This is a genomic window from Microbulbifer mixtoriginis (SeqCode) (genome assembly GCF_052467705.1).
In genome coordinates, this window is the sequence record NZ_CP174322.1 from 3,369,177 (window position 1) to 3,390,191 (window position 21,015).

Consider the following 21,015-nt stretch of genomic DNA (forward strand, 5'->3'; position numbering starts at 1 on the left):
TCAGCCTCCCTAAAAACGCTCTAAGCATCCAGAAAGCTATTAATGGCTGTAATACCTTTATAAGCCATAACCCCCGCCTGACGTATAATCGTCTCTTTGTACTTGCTGAAGGTGGCACTTTCAGCCAAGCGATGATCTATACAGCTCATTATATTAATAACCTTAGCAGTGTGGCTCTTGTAGATCAGGGGACCCTGAACCACAGAATAACCGAAACTTTTCAGTCCGATTAGCTCTCTACCGGTCACCCTAAAAATACGATCCAGAGGGTCACCACTCTTAAAGTCTTTATTAGCAATAGTCGAGGAAGTCGGCCGGGAAACCAGCTCCACCTCAGCTTTGGCGTGCACGGCTCCCAATATCCATGAGTCGTTCAAAATAATTGACCAGGTTTTTGTTCTCAACACCGAGCCGTTATCTCTTGAATTGGTTGGCCCAAAAACCTTTAACGCCTCATGCAAATCTTCAATACTACCAGCGACGATCTTTCCATCCTTAGTGGTGGCAGCATTATTGTATACCTGCCAGCAAGCTTCAATATGTTGCGCGGTACGATCCGCCGGATCCAAAAGCCCCTCGATCTCTTTTTTGAAATCACTTTCGATATACATATATATTCCTTTAAATCTATAAGGGAAAAATTCCAGACAGTGCGACCACCTTATGTATTACATGCCAAGGCCAATAGTTTCCCGCCCCGCAAGAGCCCATTCCTTTCATATGGGTTCTGCCACAAGAACCTGAACACAAGTACCAAATAACATTACCCTGACCAATCACCACGCCAGTAACTTTTGTGAAGAGCCAGGTATAGCCACAACATGCTAGAATTGACAAATGTGACTTTCTCGAGATTACTTGCTTACCTTTGAATGTCAACATCCTTAATGATTTTTATTAGGCAACTAGAAGAGGCTCACACTTTTTTCTATTGAACCCCTTCTCTCCCTAAAGCCTGCCATGTGGATTTTGATAAAATTTATGATCAGGTAAATCTCAGAAGCACAAACCAAAATCCTCAAGTACCATTTGTCTATGCAACACAAATAGTACAAGATTACCAAGTGGAAAATTGCTAACAAATATAGCTCCGCATCACTATTGATACTGGATCATCAAATGGGCCAAGCCAACCCTCCAAAATTTATCGGCTGACATGCAGGAAATATAAACTGAAAATGTAAAAGAAGCCCAGAAAGGCTGGGGAGCCAAAAATCTGAATCCTGGCAGGAATCAATAAGGCATTCCATACTTCGCACTCCACTAAGTATGCTTTTCATAGCCAGCTATAATCGTTGTACTAAGAACCGACAACTCAAAATACTTTTTCTTTACAGCCGTATATTTAGGGCTGGAGAAAAAGTCATCCATTATCTGCTCAGATGGAAACCTGATTGTAAACACACGATTTATTTTAAAATTACTCTCAGATTTCAACACCTCTGACACCCTAAAATCATAGCCAAACGAACCACCATAAGACTCCAATATAGGCCTCATAGCGTCACGATATACTTGGTAGACATCATCATTACTGACATCCAAACCTACTAGCATCTCATACATTTCAGAACTCCAAATCCAACCTTCGATTACTCTCTGGGTGATACATTTCTGCCTAGGAACTTGGCTAATTGATAACCAGCCTCTCCCCCAGACCAAAATTATAAACGTTTCGCTTTACACCAAGCATAATAGGATTTCGCATTGCGTCCCAAATACATACTACTACACCAACAAGCCAGAAAGCCCCCCGGAATTAATAAGAGGGTGGTATTCCCTTCCTGAGACCCCAGATATAGTAAAAACACTATACTAACCAGCACAGAGAGAAGTGATACAGCTCTATACAAAGGATTATCAAAAGCCAGTAATAAAGCGGCCGCTAAATAACTAGCAGGTATGCCAATGAGCACCCAATGCTCCCACGAGGCCGCATAAAAATACACCATAGCGCTCCCTAGTACGGCAAGTAAGAACTGCAAAAACTCCCAAGCTACTAAATATCTCGGCTTCCGTATCAGCTCACCGGATATATTTTTAATCCAGGGATACTGCTCCTCTCCACGATTAAAATTTCGAAATCGGATTTTCATCAGTGTTGTGTGTCAAGTTCGGTACAAATGGCCATTGATGGATCCTAACTAGAGTTTTCTCATTAGAGACAATCCCAGCCGATATTTATTCTAGCTTATCGGCCAAGATTGAAAACAAATAAATTAATATAAATTCGTGAACTTAGAGAATGGTAGTCCTCCAAGCCCGAAGACCAAAACACAATACATAGGGAATTGTTTCAATGATTACTAAAAATTCCACCACAGACCGGGCGATACTCAGCCCGATCAAAAGCAAGTAAAACCTTAACGTTTAATTGAAATATAGTCTTTTCTTACTGTATGGAAAATTCTTCAGAGCCAAAGGCAAAGTTACCAGAGGCTCCTTGGATTTATTGAAGTTGCAAGTTGAATCTAGGCTTTTTAATTATTGTGACGTCTTCGTTCAAGCTGAAATTGGTATAAAGAATCTATCGCTAATTCATCTGCCCTATTCTCCATGAGAATAAGGTCTTTAACTTCGTGACTCCCGAAATATTTCTCACTATTATACCGGCCAACGTTTCCTTCTCCCCTTGTTCCTACAATCGCGCCCAAACCATTTAAAGAATCTGAAAGCACGATCCAAGGTGAATTTTGCCAACGCATTTGATAAGGATCTTTACTCGCCTTATTAAACCAAAAAGTATCCTGCCTATACTGTTTGCCTTCAATATTCCAAAAGATTGATTGCACAGAAGTTCTTCCAGCTTCGCGGCCAGGTCCTCCAGATGCAGAACGTGCTATCGAAATTAGAAAATCATTTGTTAAACTTACAGAGTCCACCAAATTGGACTGGCTAAACCACATATGAAAATCATTGCCCAACTGGAAATCATGCATCTCAGAGCCATCCCTATAATAACTTCCGCTAGCAACTGCTCCGAATTTACTGTTATATATAACATTGCCTGAACTAAAACTTTTTGAGATGCTAAAACCATGTCGATAATTTTTAGCCTCTACATTACTCAGCAAGCAATCATTAGCATTCATTAAAGTGAAAGCATAGCCATTTCCACCCTCTCCTAGATATTGAGAATTATTTATTTTCACATCTTTAATAGTTATGTTTTTAGAACTATTAATAACTATCCCATTAGAAAGATAATTAAATGATTCTCCGTCGAGCACGGGGTCAAATGTACTGACTGATTTTACCCATCCATCAATTAAATAATTTAAATTAATCAAGCTTGAATTGTGAACATAATAAGCTGGATTACCCTTAGTATTGTAATCATCATTTTTAAATCCTTCACTTTTTTGATAAACATAACTGACCCCCTGATCGTCTTGTAATGGCATATTACTAATTGATAGGTCCTCAATTCCAATATTTTTAACATGGGCCTTAGCTTTATATGCAATCGCACCAGAACTTACAGCTAATGAATAGCGGATAGGACTGTCTAGTGTTACGGAGTTTCCCTGTATATTTTCTATACGCCTTAAAAAGCCGACACCTTGAACCCAATAGTGATATTCGTATGACCTTTGTGGTGTCAACTCTATTTTTGCCCGATATTGTGTGTAGTCTCCATTTTCATCTGCCCCCCAAAATCTCCACCAAGAGGCAGCTGCATGTGAGTTTATGAAATCCCGTGTTGCAAAAGATCTAACAACGATAAAGTCACCCCTTTTCAAGGAGTTTCCATTATAATTCAGGGAACCATCATCTGGATTGTAAGTTCCTTCTAGTTCGATTGTGTTTTTAACTCCAAAAACACTTTTTGCTAGTGGAATCGGTCTAGTATCGACTATTATCCTTTCTTCACCTAACTGTTGATTAAGGCTTGCCCAGTATTGATTTCCATTTTTTGGCTTTACACCAATTATACTTCTCCTTCTCATGGAGTAGTCTTCTTCTAGGTTACCAATAGCTGATTGAGTGCCCAAAATCTTAGTTTTATTTACCCCATCTCCTTTTAATACAATGTCATCACCCCATATCCAAATCACTTGATTTAAAGATATTACTCCGGAGTTTTCATAGTGACTTATCCAGGCTGGGTCTTTAGTCACTACATTTTCATTCCAAAAATGTCTCGCATTTTTAAAATACTTTTGAGCCTCTTTAAGACTCACTTGATATGGTTCACTGTTACTCTTGGCGGGAAGATAGACATAATGCTGTTGACCCGTAGCACGTGCTAGAATAATTGCATGATCAATCGCTTTTTGAATGGCTATTGTATCGTCCTGCTCATCGCCAATGCCACGATAATCATTTACATTAAGAACATCGGAGTCTAGATCTTTCACGACTCTTGTGGGAATATTTAAACCCCGCTTATATCCGGCATATGAAAAGTCCTGTATAATTAAATCCTCTTTAAACTTCAGACTGGATTGATCGCGGGTAACTAATTCATGAATTACATTATTATCACCTAGCTTGATATTAAGTTTAGGTTTAAATTCACTCGTTCCAGCTTCCAGTGAAGCTATATGCACCCAATGGTTCGCAGTAGATCCACTAATTTCATTTAGCTTAAGCCTAAGAACGACCTCGTTTGTTTTGGTATTTTCAATTTGCCAATTTATTTCTTCGGTCACATCAAAGGAGTACCACTTCTTTGCTTTATCTACATGTAATCTATTACGAAAATAGGAGGCTTCTCTGCCTAGATTATCCCAGCTTGAATTTCCATCAAGCTTGTCGAAGTTACTTTTGTAGAGTTCAATATACTTTTCAGTCCCGACTCCTGCACTAGAAACATATATCTTCAGTTCGGCTTTTTCTACTGGATAATTAGTCTCTGAAAATTTAAATTTTAAATATATTTCTCTTTGAAATTCATCAGATGATGCCCACTTTGCCATCAGAACAGGTTCCGAGTAGTAGGTGTCGCTAGCATAGTTTCCGCCGCGTATATAAGTATCAAAGACTGGAAACAGAACTCCTGTACCATTTTTTACATTTATCTCAGTGTAATCTCTGCCGTGAGATACTTGACAAAACAAAAAAGCAGATGCCAGCAATTGACACAAGAAAATTTTAGCGAATCTGAATGTGATACAATTTTTTTTCACTTTAAAATGTTTCCTCGAAAAATTGTGATAGTTGAGACAATAACAAGAGAAGCAGACCTTCGCTGATTTTCAATTAATAAATGATGTCTGATCAGACATGGCACTAGGCTAAGCCGTAGTAGTTCAGACTTGACCTGACAATTACCAGTTTTTCAGAAGGTACTCTATCAGGTCAAGTTTAGCTTACGAATATTTTCCTTTCTGGTCTTTTTATCCTTTCTAAGGGGTGTCATCGGTATACTGCCACAACACTTTTTAGCCTGATTAGTGCGGCTATTATTATAATATGTCAGTCATTGGACCAGTTCCTTTTGTAGCTCTTCTATGGATTCATAGATCTTACAATCCAATGAAAGCTGAAAAAATTCTTGTGAAATGGTTTTATGGAAGCGCTCAAAGATACTATTCGTTTGTGGAAGTCTAGCTTTGTAAGCGATCTTGCCTGGTCATGAGTAAGGATTCTATTTGAGACACCCAAGCTGGATATTAAAAGATAGCAGTACAACAGATTAGCAGAGAGGAATTACTTCAAGTACCTCCGCGTAATACCTGAAAGTGGAACTTGGCTGTGCAAATCAAAATGTAGTGTGAGCACAGCGCTTCAGCGTCATTGAGCGAAGATGCAAACAAGACGTTCTTCTGAACCATAACAAAGGATTTGATTTCCTGCTCGGTCAAATTGCTGCCAATCTCTAAGCGACCATCATTGGATGATTACACAAAACTCATACCAATATTTCAGACAGTACTTTATTCCCTTACCCAGTGAAGATTTTGGTGGCACTTGCGGGTGGCTCTAATCGAGACAGAATGTGAAGGTGGCCATTATGAGTTTGGATTATTGCTGCCATAATTTATGCCTTTTTTCGATAAGAGATGGTTGTCTTTGGCTGTCCGTCCTCCTGCTCAAACAACAACGCGAAAACTGGATCAGCATCATTTTCCTCTACGGAACCTTCACCCAAAAATTCTGCACTTTAGAATAGCAACCCCAGTAGATCCTCAGGGTCTTCGTGCACTCAGAGCACCGGCCAAAGAGAGAATGCTGCAGCTATTTGAATTGAAACAATAGCTGACGGTAAGCCTTTTCAAATTGCTTGCATAGTTGAATACGAGAGTTTTACTTCACATGTAAACTATTCAATCGGGAACTGTAACGTATCACCGGCAGCCATTGTGTTTCCCTATGTTAATTTATGCGTGGGTTATACCAAGGAAAACCACTCCCCAGGCTCAACAGGCATCAACAAAATCATGAAAAATATACTATTTTTGGTTCTTAGTACTGAGTAAAATCCAATCCGGAAACAGCCACTGTAACTGCGGAGTCGACAACTATATTACGTAATTTTAAATACCAGGAAAGACAAGCCTCGAATTCTCATTTCAGTTATAAAGGAACCAGAATCCATCATCTTCCCAGTAAAGCATGCGAACTTTATCGACCTTTTTATTACGAATAATAAAAAGATGAACGGATGTCGCACCTTTGTGTAATGTATCAGCCATCAGCCTGCTCTCGAAAATCGATCGGCTAATGTTAAACCCAGGCTGTGATGTTAAACGAAGCCACATCGTATTTGCAGACACATAAGAGCATCGGTTTTCACTAACAACACCGGACTATACATCACCAAGTTTATGCCATTGGAAAATATAATACGCCCAGATTTCCCGTAGTGGCTATGAAAGACTTAATATCCACTTGAACAAAAACAGGGATATCAGAACAGGGGTTTGTTCAGATAGTTTGCGGAATCAATAAAGGAACTAGTTGTAGATTAGGCTGTGGTTACGGGTAAATCCGCGTTTGGAATGAGAGCTTTTCTTACAGGCCCTGAGGTGATTTTGCCATAGCCGCAGATTAATGGGGCTTCCTCCGAAGTTGATGAAGTGGGCATCTTGGCAGCCTGCCAAAGCAAGTTGAGTAATGTGGTTCATGCACCGCTTACCAAGTTCGCCAGCGGCTTACTAAGCATGGCATTTTTGTAATAGTATCGGCGTAGTGTAAATATGCCGCACAATAGTTCACCTCAGCAACTCACCATTAGCCTCCTACTAATCCTAAGTTCAGCTTCTAATGTTCTGCAGATAGAGGAGTTTCGATTCAATCTAAATAATGAGAAATGTAGACATAATTTCCTCATTGTCATAATGCTCACGATGACAGGTGCGCAGATCTCTGTCACTGGAATTCCAAGTAACAAAACCAGAGAACTGCCCTTCCTACTGTTCTTTGATAAGAAGCGGACTTCCACTATCTTCACTGCCAGTCATACCCTCAAGTGGAACATTGGATCTTGGTGGATCAAAAGTGAAGGAAATCCAGAACTTATCAAAACCTAGAAACAATACTGAAAACTCTACGCAAAGAAATGCAATGTGAGCTATTAGATTTCGCCTCTCTTTACCATTGTCGGCAACTCTCTTCCCGGCCAACTGGATATCCCTACCTACCCATTTCATCCCTGCCGCGAGGGAGGGATATCCGCTTCACAGTTTAATTAGCGACTCCCTACACTATTCTAAAAGGTGCTTTTCTACCCAATAAAAGGCAATAATAAGCTTAAAAGGTATAAATGTACCTATTAATGACATATTATATAATCTTGCTATAATAGACAAAAAATCACCTATTAAAGTAGGTATCCACTCATAAGAGATTGAAAAACAGCTATTATGAACTTCCATGGACAATCCGATAAGCAGATACTTGCGACACTGGGCGACCGGCTTAGAGAGTATCGCTTGCGCATGAATCTCACCCAGGATGATATGGCTGAACGTGCCGGCTTATCCACCTCCACCATCAAAGGTTTAGAGGCTGGTCGCGGCAGGCTAGACAGCCTGGTCGCCGCACTGAGAGTCCTACGCCGATTGGACGCACTGGAAGCTTTTCTCCCGGCCCCAACAGTCAGCCCTATGCAACTTGCTCTTCACGGCAAACAGCGAAAAAGAGCCAGAGCCTCTAACGCTGAGAAAGCGCTTAAAGAGACCTCTGCAGAAAGCCCCTCCAAGACACGCGCAAGCAAAATTAAAAAGAGAGGTAAACCAGAATGGTAAGCCAAACAAATACTGCAGTGGTGCAATTATGGGGAGAGATAGTTGGGGCCGTCCACTGGGATAGTACTGGGTATGGAGCCTTTGAGTACGCACCGGAATTTCTGCAGAGTGGATTGGATATTGCTCCAATTACTATGCCTATCGAAGCTTCAAAGGAGCCCTATACGTTCCGCACTCTCAGTCGGGACACCTTTAAGGGCTTACCGGGGCTCCTTGCAGACTGCCTGCCGGACAAATTCGGTAATGCCGTTATTGATGCCTGGCTCGCCCGGCAGGGGAGAACTCCGGAAAGCTTTAACCCTATTGAACGACTTTGCTATACCGGTACCCGTGGAATGGGCGCACTGGAATTTCAGCCTGCAGTAGATGGTAGTTTTAGGGATTCCGTCGATCTCAATATTGAAGAACTGGTAAAACTAGCAGCAACAATCACTCATAAGCAGACGGACCTTAACGCCCAACTTGGCAACAGCGATGCGGAGAAATCCGGTGCCCTGCTGGACATATTAAGAGTGGGCACTAGCGCTGGGGGCGCCAGAGCAAAAGCAGTTATTGCCATCAATAACAAAGGAGATATACGTTCAGGCCAAGTTCCTACATCCCGTGATTACGATTATTGGCTACTTAAATTCGATGGTGCCGGAGACCTTGAGCTCGGTACAACCGATGGGTATGGACGCATTGAATATGCTTATCATCTGATGGCCATCGAAGCCGGTATTAACATGGCAGACTGCCAGCTCTTGCAAGAAAATGGCAGAGCGCACTTTATGACGCGGCGCTTCGATCGGGTGAATGGCAAGAAACTACATATGCAGTCTCTCTGCGGCATCGCGCACCTGGATTTCAACATGGCTGGTGCCCATTCATACGAACAAGCCTTTAGCGTTATGCGTGAACTTTACCTGCCCAAGAATGAGGCGATTCAGCAATATCGCCGAATGGTATTCAATGTATTAGCCAGAAACCAGGATGATCATACAAAGAATATTGCGTTCCTGATGAACCCCGAAGGCGAATGGTCTCTATCGCCAGCATTCGATGTAACCTATGCCCACAATCCGGGCGGCGCCTGGACCAGCCAGCATCAGATGAGTATCAACGGCAAACGCGACCACTTCCAACTTGAGGATTTGCTTGCCGTGGGAAGAGCAATCAGTATTAAACGGCCCATGGATATTATTGAAGAGGTAGCAGCAGCCGTGAAGCAGTGGCAGGGCTTTGCTGAACGCGCTGGGGTTTCTGAAAGCTGGACAGTCGAAATCAGTCAAAACCTTCGGGAACTCTGCTGATAGATAAGCAAAATAGTAAAGTCTGCAAGGAGCGCGGCTCTACAGAGGAGAAGCACAACTGTAGAAATGCTGTAACTCCTCTGCTTCTGTAGATACCCTTATCTGAGCTTCCCAGCTGCTATCTTAATTTGGATAGAGGCCCCGCAACATTTGCCTAGGGGCCAAACATCTAGAGCCTATTTGGCGCTAAGTTATTTCTTCACCTCAACTAGCAAACGGCTTGCTCGCGGCGCAACTCACTGCCCACCGACTCTTTAGAGCCTCGCCGCAGATCAACCATGCGCGCGATAAACCAAATAAACGCTTCCACTTGGCCATTTAACACACAGCCTCCTTCGCAGATACTCTTAAGCAGACTTTGTACATCGGAGGAGTGCAAGGCGGAAACAGCCCCGCTGCTTTTAAGAAGCATTGAACACGTGGGCAGACCGGAAATTTCATGATCGCTCAAAGTGATATTGCCATCGTAATACAAAATCCTTACTGGCTCTGACTGGTCAGAAACACGAATGGATAAAGACAAGTTTGGCGTTGGACCAGAGCGCTTGGCCAGTGATCGTTTAAGATAGCTGGAAAAACTATGAGCCCAAGCTTCTACTTCAGACTGTGCAGAGTTTGAATCCATCGATTGCTCTTTACTAGCCACCAATGAGCTATCAACTTCCCGCTCCGCCTCAATCAAAGCTTCAACAGTTTTATCGACATCCTCTTTCGTGTGGGCTGCCGAGCAAATCAGTCGGAGTCGGCCACGCCCACTCTCCACTATGGGATAGGTAACCGCTGATGTCTGAACACCACGTTTATATAATTCCTGTACTATCGCAAACAGCTTGTCTTTGCTACTAAAGTGCGGCGTGACAATAGGCCCATCCCCTGTTCCCAAATCGTAGCCAGCTTGTTCGAAGCGCTGCCGCATATAGCGTGTCGTATCCCAGAGCCGCTCCCGTAAACCATCATCAGTACTGAGCCTGCGCAAAGCAGTCAATGCCGCGGCAATATCTGCAGGACTGATCGAAGCCTGGAAAATGTAAGCTCTGGATGATGATCTCAAAAGATCTACATATTCTTCCTTCGCCGCAATAACGCCACCGAGGCTACCAAGTGCCTTACTGAGCGTTGTCATAATAAAGTCTACTTGATCGGTAACTCCCTGAGCGGCACAAATGCCCGCGCCACCTTCACCATAAAAACCGAAAGAATGTGCCTCATCTACCAAGACAAGCGCGTCATATTTCTTGGCCGCGCGGACAATTTTGGCTACCGGTGCGGCGCCCTCTCCCATGCTGTATACGCCCTCCAGAACAACCAGGACCGTTCGGTATGGGGATACTTCCGACTCAAGCACAGACTCCAGGTCGGCCACATCATTATGTTTGAAGGTCCTTATCGTGGCACCACAAAGACGAGCACCATCCACAATAGATGCATGACAAAGCTGATCGATAACCACTACATCGTCTTTACCAAGAAGCCCTGCAACCACTCCAACATTAGCGGTATAACCTGTTGGGAACAGGCAAGCGCTCGGCTTTCCGACCAGCTGTGCAAACTCAGTCTCGAACTCCAGGTGAAGATCTGTAAGGCCTGATGCTGCCGCAGAGGTCCCCATACCAGTACCAAATTTCGCTACTGCGGAAGCGGCCTCCTGCATAACTTTCTTATCTCGGTTCAGGCCAAGATATAGATTGGTGGTCCAGATTATTGCTTCCTGTTCTTCATCGTTGTAAACATCACTCACCGTGCCATAAGTGGCGCTACCTGTGCGCAGGACTTTGCTGTAGGGATTTCTGCGCTGGTCGTTCACCATATACATGACTTCCTGCACCAGCTTACTCTTATCCAGTGCAGACCAGGACGGCGCTTTTGCAGCCTGGAATGTAGGATGACTGGACTGGATATGCGATTGGAAGCTGGCAAGTGAATCCGATGCAGTGCGGTTCACTTTTTCATCCGAACCCTTGGCTTCGCCATCACTCAAAGTACCGAGGATGTAGTTCGCTAGGGCATTAGGAGTGGCGTAATTAATAATCGCCTGGGAAGCAACCGAGCGACCCAAGTTGTTGCTCAAACGTCTGGCCAATTCCAGAGTTGTGAGGGAATCGAGGCCGAGACCAGAGAAGGACTGTTCTGGAGATACTTCTTTCGGATCAGGAAAATTCAGGAGAACGGCCACCTCTCTTTGAATAATCGATAATAAGATGCTTTGCTGCTCTGAGCTGGAACCAATCAGGCGTTGCATCAAGTCACTGGAATTATTCTCTGTATCAACACTTAATTCCAAACCAGCATAGCCCTCCTCTAGCTCCATAAGCTTTTTGCGATCGAGCTTATCGTTGGGGAGCATAGGTAATACTTCAAGGTGCCTCACAATTTGCGGAACCATATATTTTGGAAGTCGCTGCGCCAGGAACTCTTTAACGGCTGTATCTGTTACCGTTTTATCCTGGTTAACAATATAGACCGCGAGCATTTTCTGGCCAATACCACCATCTACAGCGGCCGCTGCAGCAGCATCAATACCCGGCATAGTCTCAAGCGTCGACTCTATCTCCCCAAGCTCAATGCGGAACCCCCTGACCTTAACCTGCTGGTCTATTCGGCCAAGAAATTCGATCTCTCCATTTTCCGCCCACTGACACAGGTCCCCAGTTTTATATAAGCGGCTATCTTGGATAAGGTCACTAGATTCTATTTCGATGAAACGCTCTTTAGTGAGGGCTTCGTCATATAAATAACCTCTTGCCAGCTTACCTCCTGCAAGATACAACTCACCGGCTTCTCCTGAAGAAACGGGTTGCATGGACTCATTTAAAATATAGGCACGGGAGCCTGGTACTGATTTTCCAATTGTGATCGACTTAGTGCCAGGCTTAATTTCGGCAATGGTCGAGTACACGGTATCTTCGGTAGGACCATAGGCGTTAAACAACCGTAGCCCTGGCCTCAAGGTATAAACTTGATCAACCAGAGACCGCTTTAATGCCTCTCCACCAAATACAAGACACTGAAGTCCAGCTGGCAACTTCTCGGAAGCTAATAATGTCTGCATTGCGGAGGCGACAGATACGCAGGTTCTGACTTGATCTGCTGCCAGATGGTTTGGTAATTCCAGTATATTCTTACCCAGTATTACTGTGCCCCCAAGTGACAAGGTCCCGAAGATTTCCATTACAGAAGTATCGAAACAGATTGAGGCCCCTGCAAAGACCCCCCGGAGTTCTTCCTCACTGAACAATTCATCCATAGAGTGGCACATGGCCACAATACACCGATGCTCAACCGCAACACCTTTTGGCTTGCCGGTAGAGCCAGAGGTATAGATCACATAGGCCAAGTCACTGGCTGATGGCCCCGCTGAATCAGCTGAAAATTCTTTGCCTTGATCACTCACTCTGTTGAGCCAGATTAACTCACCCACTTCGCGACATAGGTCCGCAGAGCTATCACTATCCACGATAGCTGCCACAGCACCTGAATGTTCCAGCATGTAACCCACACGATCTTGAGGGTAAGCTGGGTCCAAAGGTACATAGGCACACCCTGCTCGCATTACGCCAATTAAAGCTGCCACAAGCTCCCAGGAGCGCTTCATGCATACCCCCACCAAGGCGCCGGGTTGAATATCCCGGCGCTCAAGCTCCGCCGCAATCGCGCCGGCCCGCTGCAGCAGGCACTCGTAGCTCACTCTGACCTCTCCATCAATAATCGCTATGCGATGAGGAGCTGCTTTCATTTGCTGTGCAATCAAGTGACAGATTGAAATATTGAACTGGGATCTTATTTTGGAGTTTTTAACTGGACTACTCACAGAATCTTACCTTTTATCTTTATTAAAGATCTGGAAATTAACTTTCAATGCAAATTAATGTCTTTCAAACTTGGTCAAGTTTCTTACTTTTTAGAGCTCCCCTAAATTTAAAACCAAACACGCAAGTACAAATATTTATTTAAACCTTACAAAAAGTGTAACACTCAAACTGATACTAAATTCTCTATTTAGAGAAACTTTTAGCTTACACCAAAGCTTCATCTTTTAAATAAGTACCTCAAAGAACTCTAAACCAATAAACAAACGCTACGTAGACAAAAGCTCTAGCAAGTAAATTGTTTAGTTATCTTTCAGGGAAAAATTTCATAAACAAGCACCTAAACCCCTTCCCTCGCAACCCTGCAGCTCAACCTTACTATAATCACCTTATATTTATTTTTTATTGCCAAAGAAATTTATACGACTGCACCCACAGTTAAAAATTCACTAGAAAATGATTCACTCTCATTGAGCATTCAAATAAATGGTACATGCATGCCTACCTGCATTTCGAAAATGTTCACAGAGAGGAATAACAACCAGAAAAAGGCACCTTAAGTGCCATCAAGATTAAGCGGTTTATTTACAGCTCACTAAGAACAAATAAAGAAAATAAAATCAGATCCCGCGTATCGAAAGGTTTGAGAAGGTCGCCATTGACCGCAATACCCTGCTGTTGACCCTAATAGCACCCCAATCCCTCCTATTACTCCCTGGACAGCACGATACGATACTTCGGATTGCCCGATTTCAAATGCTTAAAAGCTTCTTCTATCTGGCTCATAGGATAAATTTCCACCTGCGGCCTGATCTGATGGTGTGCGACAAAGTCGAGCATCGTTTCAATGGCTGCAGGGCTACCCACTGGAGAAGCGGAGATATCACGCTGGCCAAATATCATGGGGAAGAGGGTAAACTGGATTGGATCCACAACAGCACCGACAAAATGCAGGCGCCCTTTTGGTTTTAAAGCCTGAATATATAAATCCCAATCCAGATTGACATTGACCGTGGAGATTATGAAATCGAAACTCATGGAGGCTGATTTAATTTCCTCCGGATCACGTGAATTCAATGTCTTGTGAGCACCGAGAGACAAAGCTTCGGTGCGCTTATGCTCACTGGAAGTAAATGCCGTTACCTCACAACCCCAGGCATTCAAAAACATCAAGGCCAAATGCCCCAGGCCTCCTATACCAATCACCCCCACTTTAGCCGTCGGTTGAATATCAAACTGTATCAGAGGGTTAAATACCGTAATGCCGCCACACAGGAGAGGCCCAGCCGAAACTAGGTCTACTCCCTCTGGAATAACCACCAGGCTACCCATATCTGCACGAACTTTATCGGCAAAGCCCCCGCCGGTAAGAGTGGTAAAGCGAGCTTCGGCACACAAATTTTGATCGCCCCGCCGGCAGTAGTGGCAGGTCTCACAATAGCCGGAATTCCAACCCAGGCCGACAACCGTACCGGGCTTAAAGTGCCCGGCCTGCTCTCCCGCAGCCAACACCCGTCCAATCACTTCATGACCCGCAACTATGGGGAACTTGGACACCCCCCACTCATCCTCAATCATGCTGAGATCACTGTGGCAAATACCACAGTAGAGCACCTCCAACTCCACCTCTGTTGCTCCCAGATCCCCCACTTCTACCTGATACGGTTTAAAGGGCCCGCCGGCTTGCATAACCCCATAGGCATTGATGGTAGTCCCACTGGTCATAACCTACTCCCGTGGTATTCACTGAAGATCAACCCTGTGCATTCGGCCTAAAAAGCCGCGGCTAAGAAGAGTGAAAAAAAAGAGCCGGGGGTTTCCCGGCCCAAGCCAAGTCCTGTGAGGTTGCCGAATATCAGAGGACCCACGAGAAAACCTGGCTAACTCCTGTGAGGGGAATTAATTGAGCACGCGATATCCGCGCCCGCGCAGACAGTTCTTGATAATCTGCTGGGCTTCTGCACCGGCACTGCCAGCACCAGAGAGGCCACCCACCAGAGCGCCCGCTCCAGCACCTGCCGCCGCTGCGCGACTGCTATCACCAACAATAGCGCCCAGCGCGCCGCCCACTACAGCTCCGCCCGCAGCACCGGTTAACCCCCGGCGCCCCTGGTCGCTGTAGGTGGAATAAGCAATCCCCTTACACTCAGAGAGGTCGATTTGATACTGGTTCATATTGACGCCCCAGGTATCAATCACAATGCCACCGGCACCAGGTACCTGTTCCGGTTGAGCAGCACAGCCAGCTAATAGAGCTATGCAAAATCCTGCAGTTGCGCTAATACCAGTTTTCATCGGACACCTCTTACAGCCTGAGCCTAGAGATTGCGTATATGTCACGCTTTTCATCTTTAGGTTTAGCTGCTGGTTGAAGATGGCGCCAGTCGACAGTGAGGAAAAGCGAAGAAAAGAGTGACCAGATAGCCTAACAATCGGAATTTGATATGGCTTGCGAACTTGCTAAAGCCATTGTGATTGCCTGGAGGAAAAAGTTAAGAGGTCTTCAAGGAGCCTTCAAGGAAAGGGGCCTACCTGCCAAGCAAAAGCCTAAAAACAAGCTCTCACATAAAAATTCACCCATGAACAGAGCTAAAACTCTTTACCGGTAAGCGGGATTAATAGCGCGAGCCAGGTAACTAAATCCCGGCAATATCAATGCCCAAATTAGAGACAGGATCATCAGTGATTGCCACAGGGGCTGACCCAGCTCTACGGTGCCATTCAGAAAAGCGCCGGTGTAATAGCTAAAAGGACCAAAAAAACCACCCAGTAACACTGCCAACCACAAATTACGCTGCAAAAACACCAAGCTGTAACGCAACGTCATCGCAAAGTTTAACCATAAACACACCAGCCAAATGGGTGGCCAAGAAATACCGCTGAGATTTTGCAAGATACCTAAATGGAAGAGAACGGAATCCACCCCCACACCAAATAAAAAAACACCCCCCAACCACAAAGGCTCCCTACGCAGATTTACCACAAAAGTTAAGTGGATGAGCAAATTGGTCAAGGTGAAGGGCACAACAATCCAGGGGCGTGCGACAATCACACAGAGAGGCCAGGCAATATCAAATAATAAAGCGTTGACTATCAACCGCCACATATCAGCCGATAAGAGCGCGTGGCTTGGCGAAGACGAACTGAGCAGTACTGATCACCCGCTGCATAAAGCCACCCTCGCAGTAACACAAATAGAATTCCCACATGCGGATAAAGCGATCGTCAAAGCCCAAATTGCGCACTTGCGGCAGCTGATTCAAAAATGCTTTGCGCCAATGTTGCAAGGTACGCGCATAGTCTGCAGTAATATCCTCTAACCCCACAATCTGCATATCGGTAGCCGTGGCAATCTGCTGAGCAATCACTTGATTGGATGGCAGACAGCCGCCGGGAAAAATATAGTGCTGGATAAAATCAATGTCTTTGCGATATTGATGGTAGCGTTGATCCGAAATGGTAATGGCCTGCATCAACATCAGGCCATCCTCTTTAAGCAGGCGCCCACAAATTGAGAAAAATTTGTGGTGGTATTCGTGCCCTACTGCCTCAACCATTTCAATAGAGACCAGTTTATCAAAGCGTCCCTCTAAATCCCGGTAGTCCTGTAGCAGCACGTGTACTTTATCTTGCAGTCCTTCACGCTCCACCCATTGGCGAGCGTATTGATATTGTTTTTCAGAAATAGTCGCAGTGGTTACCTGGCAGCCGTAGTGTTTTGCCGCATAAATGGCCATGCCCCCCCAACCAGTGCCTATTTCTAGCAAGTGGTCTCCGGGCTTTAATTGCAGTTTTTGGCAAATATGCTCTATTTTATGGATGGAAGCCTGGTACAAGGTTGTCTGCTCTGAGGGAAATATCGCCGAGGAGTAGAGCATGGTTTTATCGAGGAATAACTGAAAAAAATCATTTCCCTGATCGTAATGTGCAGCAATGTTTTTGCGTGAGCCACTGCGGTTGTTACTGTTGAGACGATGCAGGACACGCAGCAGCACACGGGGCAATTTACTCCAGCGGCTATCCATACTTTCAATCAGGGACATATTGTCAACCATCAGGCGAATGACATCCAATAAGCACGGGGAGTTCCAAACCTTTTCCATATAGGCTTCACCGGAACCAATAGTGCCGTTTAACAATACCTGTACATAGGCAATGGGATCCCGCACACGAATATGCGCCCGAACTTTTGCCTGTTCAATTGGTTGACCAAAACGGTAATGGCTATCCCCTTCTTCAATCAATAGATGGCCGCGCTCTATCACTTGCATCTTGCCCAAAACCAGCTTGCGGGCGAGCCTGATCAACCAGGACTGGCTCTCTCCTTCAACAATAACCTGTGAAGATTCTTTTGCATTCATAAACGCTTCTCCCCTCCCTGGACTTCACCCCTGCCACCGGGATGGGCATAGACAGGTGTGCGCTTGAACCATAATTTCAGCGCCTGCCAATAAATTGTGGCAATCACTTTTACGGTCATAAATGGATACTGGATCAGGATACGATTGAGCAGGTCACCACTCAGCTCACTGCGGCGCAGGCTGAGAATGGCATCAAATAAGGGGCGCTCTTCCTGCTCCTCATCGCTTAAATCAAAATTCTGCAAATAAGCAGTTAGGCGATCGCCGGGAGTAATACTTCTCCAGCGATAACCCTGGGAAATCGGCATAAATGGGGAGACGTGAAAAGTCTTTGCAAAAGCTACTTTCTGTACACGAGCCCCAGAGCGGCAATCGAGTACATAGCTATGACGCTCCTTCCAGGGAGTATTATGAACATCCAGTAATAGCCAATGCACTTCCCTGCCCTCGGCATCAAAACAGTAATAAATACTGATGGGATTCATGTTATAGCCAAAGTAGCGCCAATTAGCGAGCACGCGTATGGGCCCTTGCGGGCGCTCTCCCGCAACCCCCTCAACCCTGAGACATACAGCCTCTTCGACACTGAGTTCCGGATCGCCAAAAAAATCCTCGCGACGAAATCGAGCCGGTGCCCAGGGCTTTTTGGACCACCAGCGCGATAACGAGCAAAAGTCATCCAGCTCCGCCAAGTCTAAATAAACCATAAACACTTTGTAGCGGAACTGATTTTGGCGGGGTGCAAAACGACGATGCTGAACCCAGCCAGTATAAATAGCGCTCTTCATGGCCGCGCCCGCAACGATAGCCTTTGGCTTTTCCTTCACCAATCAACCCCAAGCCCTTTGGCAACCCGCAGCGCGCTACATACCCCATCTTCATGAAAGCCGTTGGCCCAATAAGCGCCACAAAACCAGGTACGATTCACTCCGTTTATCCTCTCCCACTGCTGTTGGGCACGATTACCCGCCACAGAAAACTGGGGATGCGCGTATTCAAAGCGAGCGAGAATTTTTTTGGGGTTGATACGCTCCTCAGCATTCAGGGTGACACAATAGGTTTTATCCGTTGCCAATCCCTGCAGGATATTCATGTTGTAAGTGAGTACCGGCAGCTCATCGCTTTCGGCACGCAAGCGGTAATTCCAGCTGGACCAACTGCGCCTGTGCTGTGGTAATAAAGTGGAATCGGTATGTAGAGCCACACTATTGCACGCGTAGGGGATGGCACTGAGCAGTTGTCGCTCCAAATTAGAGGCATCTTTAAGGCATTCCAGCGCTTGATCCGAGTGGCAGGCAAGGATTACCTGATCAAACGTCAGCTGCTCGCCCTTACTGGTCACTAGCTCTACGCTTTGCTCATTGCGCCAGAGGGATTTCACTTTAGTGGAGAGCCGAATCCTGTCGGCATAGGGCGCACTCAGCGCAGGAATATAAGAGCGAGAGCCCCCTTTAATCACGCGCCACTGTGGCCGCCACAGCAGATTGAGCAGCCCGTGATTGAAAAAGAAGCGCACAAAAAAACTTACCGAGAATTCCAGCATCTGCGACACACTGGCCGACCAAATTGCCGAACCCATGGGCACCAGATAACGGTTGGCAAATTCGGCAGAATAGCCATTTGCCGGTAAATACTCACCCAGGGTCAGGCCCTCATGAAGACGCCCTTCGCGCCAATCTCGCATAGCAGTGCGATTAAACCGCACTATATCCCATAACATGCGCCAGTGGCCGGCACTGAGAAGATTGGAGCGCTGGGAAAATAATGTATTGAGATTGTTGCCGGCATACTCATAGCCCTCCCGATCACAGCGCACACTGAAACCCATAGAGGTTGGCTGGGATTCGACACCCAGCTCATTGAGTAAACGAATAAAGTTCGGGTAGGTCCAGTCGTTATACACGATAAAGCCGGTATCAATAGCCAGGGTTCGCTTGCCTTCTTCCTCTACATCAATAGTCGCCGTATGCCCCCCCAGGCGGTCCTGTGATTCAAACAAGGTAATCTCGTGCTTGCGACTCAAAAGATAAGCCGCCGTCATGCCGGCAATTCCACTCCCGACGATGGCAATACGCATCAACTCTTCCTTAAGGTACGAATCCTACTTATTTTTGGTGTGCAAAAACGAAACCAAAGAGAACGGAAAAATCCGAGAAAACGCAGTGGCAGGCTCAAGCGCAGAGGAAAATCGATTATGGATTTTCTGCGAGCCAACCCCACCTCAATATACTCCGCTGCTTGCTCCGCGCTAATCAAAAAAGGCATGTCAAAGTCGTTCTGCGCGGTAAGCGGGGTGTCAACAAAACCAGGACGGATCAACACGACCTTGAGGTTGGTATGACAGACATCCCCACGTACCGATGCCAGGAAATAATCCAGCGCGGCTTTGGAGCTGCCATAAGCCTCTGCCCTGGGAAATGGCACTAGCGAAGATAAGCTGCCCAATGCGGCAAAAACCGGAGAAGCACTGACAGCCAGCAGCGGTAAAGCACAATGCAATGTATTCACTACACCAAAGAAATTGGCATCAAAAACCCGCCGGTACATTGTGGTATCAAGCTGTAAATCATCGTCGTACTCACAAGTGCCAGCACAGGCAATCACCGTATCCAGATGATCGGTTAAATCCTTGAGGCGCTCGAAGGTAGAGGCCATACCGCTGTCATCGGCCACATCGCAGTCGAGTATGCGAATATGTGTGGGAGCGAGCTGTTGCAGCTCTTCTAGCGCTTCACGCCGGCGCCCACTGGCAATTACAAAGTTATTATGCTCGGCAAGGCGCAAGACCAAGGCGCGGCCAATGCCGGAACTGGCTCCGGTAACCCATAGTGTCCTGTTGCGAATCTCCGTCACCAGTCAGCCCCGCTCCAGACGCAACTTAATCCTGCGCAACAGGGAGCCCAGCAGGGGCACCTGCTCGTACACCATTGCCCCCATGTCATAGAAATCTTCGTGATAAAACACTTTGTCGGAAAAGCGCACCAAACTACAACCGCGTAAACGCAGCGGCCTGCCGCCCTTCAAAGACTGGTGTGCATAGTGCATATACCAGGGCAGGCAGGCACTATCACGGGTAATGGAAGCCTCCTCAAAGCGAAAGCGACACTGGGTAAGGCCGTGACTCATATCAGAGAAATAGGCCTTGAGGGCGGAGAGCCCCTCGATTCGGTGCAGAGGATCGCGAAACACAATTTTGTCACTGTACATATTTGACAGTTCCGCCGGGTCTCTAACCAAAAAATCCCGATAATAAGACTGGACTTCTTTTACCAATGTGCGGCTGCTCATTTTCCCTTCCACTGTATTCCGCGGCGCTACCCCTCTGATTTACGTTAGCCTGCCAATGGCAGATCACAGCGCC

The 21,015-nt window shown here is 45.8% G+C and carries 16 protein-coding genes; 2 read left to right on the plus strand and 14 right to left on the minus strand.

Annotated elements, in window-relative coordinates; translation table 11 throughout:
- Positions 1 to 20: 20 nt before the first annotated feature.
- The 5 genes from ACJJIB_RS14690 to tnpB form a co-directional block, all read right to left on the minus strand.
- The gene (locus ACJJIB_RS14690; protein ID WP_444886639.1) at positions 21 to 611 is read right to left on the minus strand and encodes a hypothetical protein; all 591 of its coding nucleotides are present in this window, start codon (positions 609 to 611) and stop codon (positions 21 to 23) included.
- A 652-nt stretch (positions 612 to 1,263) separates the two neighbouring features.
- A complete protein-coding gene (locus ACJJIB_RS14695) occupies positions 1,264 to 1,566 on the minus strand; it encodes a DUF1330 domain-containing protein (protein ID WP_444886640.1) in 303 nt (100 codons plus the stop codon).
- Positions 1,567 to 2,480: 914 nt separating this feature from the next.
- Positions 2,481 to 5,132, minus strand: coding sequence for a CBM96 family carbohydrate-binding protein (locus ACJJIB_RS14700; RefSeq protein WP_444886641.1), 2,652 nt, complete (start codon positions 5,130 to 5,132; stop codon positions 2,481 to 2,483).
- 528 nt (positions 5,133 to 5,660) lie between these two features.
- Complete coding sequence (locus tag ACJJIB_RS14705) at positions 5,661 to 5,810, minus strand: hypothetical protein (protein WP_444886642.1); 150 nt, start codon at positions 5,808 to 5,810, stop codon at positions 5,661 to 5,663.
- Between the two features lie 708 nt (positions 5,811 to 6,518).
- Positions 6,519 to 6,707, minus strand: a complete 189-nt coding sequence (tnpB, locus tag ACJJIB_RS14710) for an IS66 family insertion sequence element accessory protein TnpB (RefSeq protein ID WP_444888935.1) — start codon at positions 6,705 to 6,707, stop codon at positions 6,519 to 6,521.
- 1,104 nt (positions 6,708 to 7,811) lie between these two features.
- Between tnpB and ACJJIB_RS14715 the strand changes: the two genes are divergently transcribed.
- Entirely contained in the window at positions 7,812 to 8,195 is a 384-nt protein-coding gene (locus ACJJIB_RS14715) for a helix-turn-helix transcriptional regulator (protein WP_444886643.1), read from the plus strand.
- On the plus strand, positions 8,189 to 9,487 hold the full coding sequence (locus ACJJIB_RS14720; RefSeq protein WP_444886644.1) for a type II toxin-antitoxin system HipA family toxin: 1,299 nt from the start codon (positions 8,189 to 8,191) through the stop codon (positions 9,485 to 9,487). The genes ACJJIB_RS14715 and ACJJIB_RS14720 overlap by 7 nt, the downstream gene beginning before the upstream one ends.
- A gap of 208 nt (positions 9,488 to 9,695) precedes the next feature.
- Here ACJJIB_RS14720 and ACJJIB_RS14725 read toward each other — a convergent pair whose 3' ends face one another.
- The 9 genes from ACJJIB_RS14725 to ACJJIB_RS14765 all read right to left on the minus strand — a co-directional run bounded on the left by ACJJIB_RS14725 (position 9,696) and on the right by ACJJIB_RS14765 (position 20,942).
- Complete coding sequence (locus ACJJIB_RS14725; RefSeq protein ID WP_444886645.1) at positions 9,696 to 13,220, minus strand: amino acid adenylation domain-containing protein; 3,525 nt, start codon at positions 13,218 to 13,220, stop codon at positions 9,696 to 9,698.
- A gap of 781 nt (positions 13,221 to 14,001) precedes the next feature.
- A complete protein-coding gene (gene ahr / locus ACJJIB_RS14730) occupies positions 14,002 to 15,018 on the minus strand; it encodes an NADPH-dependent aldehyde reductase Ahr (protein ID WP_444886646.1) in 1,017 nt (338 codons plus the stop codon).
- A 174-nt stretch (positions 15,019 to 15,192) separates the two neighbouring features.
- The gene (locus tag ACJJIB_RS14735; RefSeq protein WP_252082282.1) at positions 15,193 to 15,588 is read right to left on the minus strand and encodes a YMGG-like glycine zipper-containing protein; all 396 of its coding nucleotides are present in this window, start codon (positions 15,586 to 15,588) and stop codon (positions 15,193 to 15,195) included.
- Positions 15,589 to 15,892: 304 nt separating this feature from the next.
- Positions 15,893 to 16,399, minus strand: a complete 507-nt coding sequence (locus ACJJIB_RS14740) for a DUF2878 domain-containing protein (RefSeq protein ID WP_444886647.1) — start codon at positions 16,397 to 16,399, stop codon at positions 15,893 to 15,895.
- 1 nt (position 16,400) lies between these two features.
- Positions 16,401 to 17,654 carry a class I SAM-dependent methyltransferase gene (locus tag ACJJIB_RS14745; protein ID WP_444886648.1) on the minus strand — a complete coding sequence of 418 codons (1,254 nt, stop codon included), beginning with the start codon at positions 17,652 to 17,654 and terminating at the stop codon, positions 16,401 to 16,403.
- Positions 17,651 to 18,481, minus strand: coding sequence for a DUF1365 domain-containing protein (locus tag ACJJIB_RS14750; protein ID WP_444886649.1), 831 nt, complete (start codon positions 18,479 to 18,481; stop codon positions 17,651 to 17,653). The genes ACJJIB_RS14745 and ACJJIB_RS14750 overlap by 4 nt, the downstream gene beginning before the upstream one ends.
- A complete protein-coding gene (locus ACJJIB_RS14755) occupies positions 18,478 to 19,731 on the minus strand; it encodes an NAD(P)/FAD-dependent oxidoreductase (protein ID WP_444886650.1) in 1,254 nt (417 codons plus the stop codon). Before ACJJIB_RS14755 ends, ACJJIB_RS14750 begins: the two co-directional genes overlap by 4 nt.
- Complete coding sequence (locus ACJJIB_RS14760) at positions 19,731 to 20,507, minus strand: SDR family NAD(P)-dependent oxidoreductase (RefSeq protein ID WP_444886651.1); 777 nt, start codon at positions 20,505 to 20,507, stop codon at positions 19,731 to 19,733. Before ACJJIB_RS14760 ends, ACJJIB_RS14755 begins: the two co-directional genes overlap by 1 nt.
- 3 nt (positions 20,508 to 20,510) lie before the next feature.
- Positions 20,511 to 20,942, minus strand: coding sequence for a nuclear transport factor 2 family protein (locus ACJJIB_RS14765; RefSeq protein WP_444886652.1), 432 nt, complete (start codon positions 20,940 to 20,942; stop codon positions 20,511 to 20,513).
- Between the last annotated feature and the right edge of the window lie 73 nt (positions 20,943 to 21,015).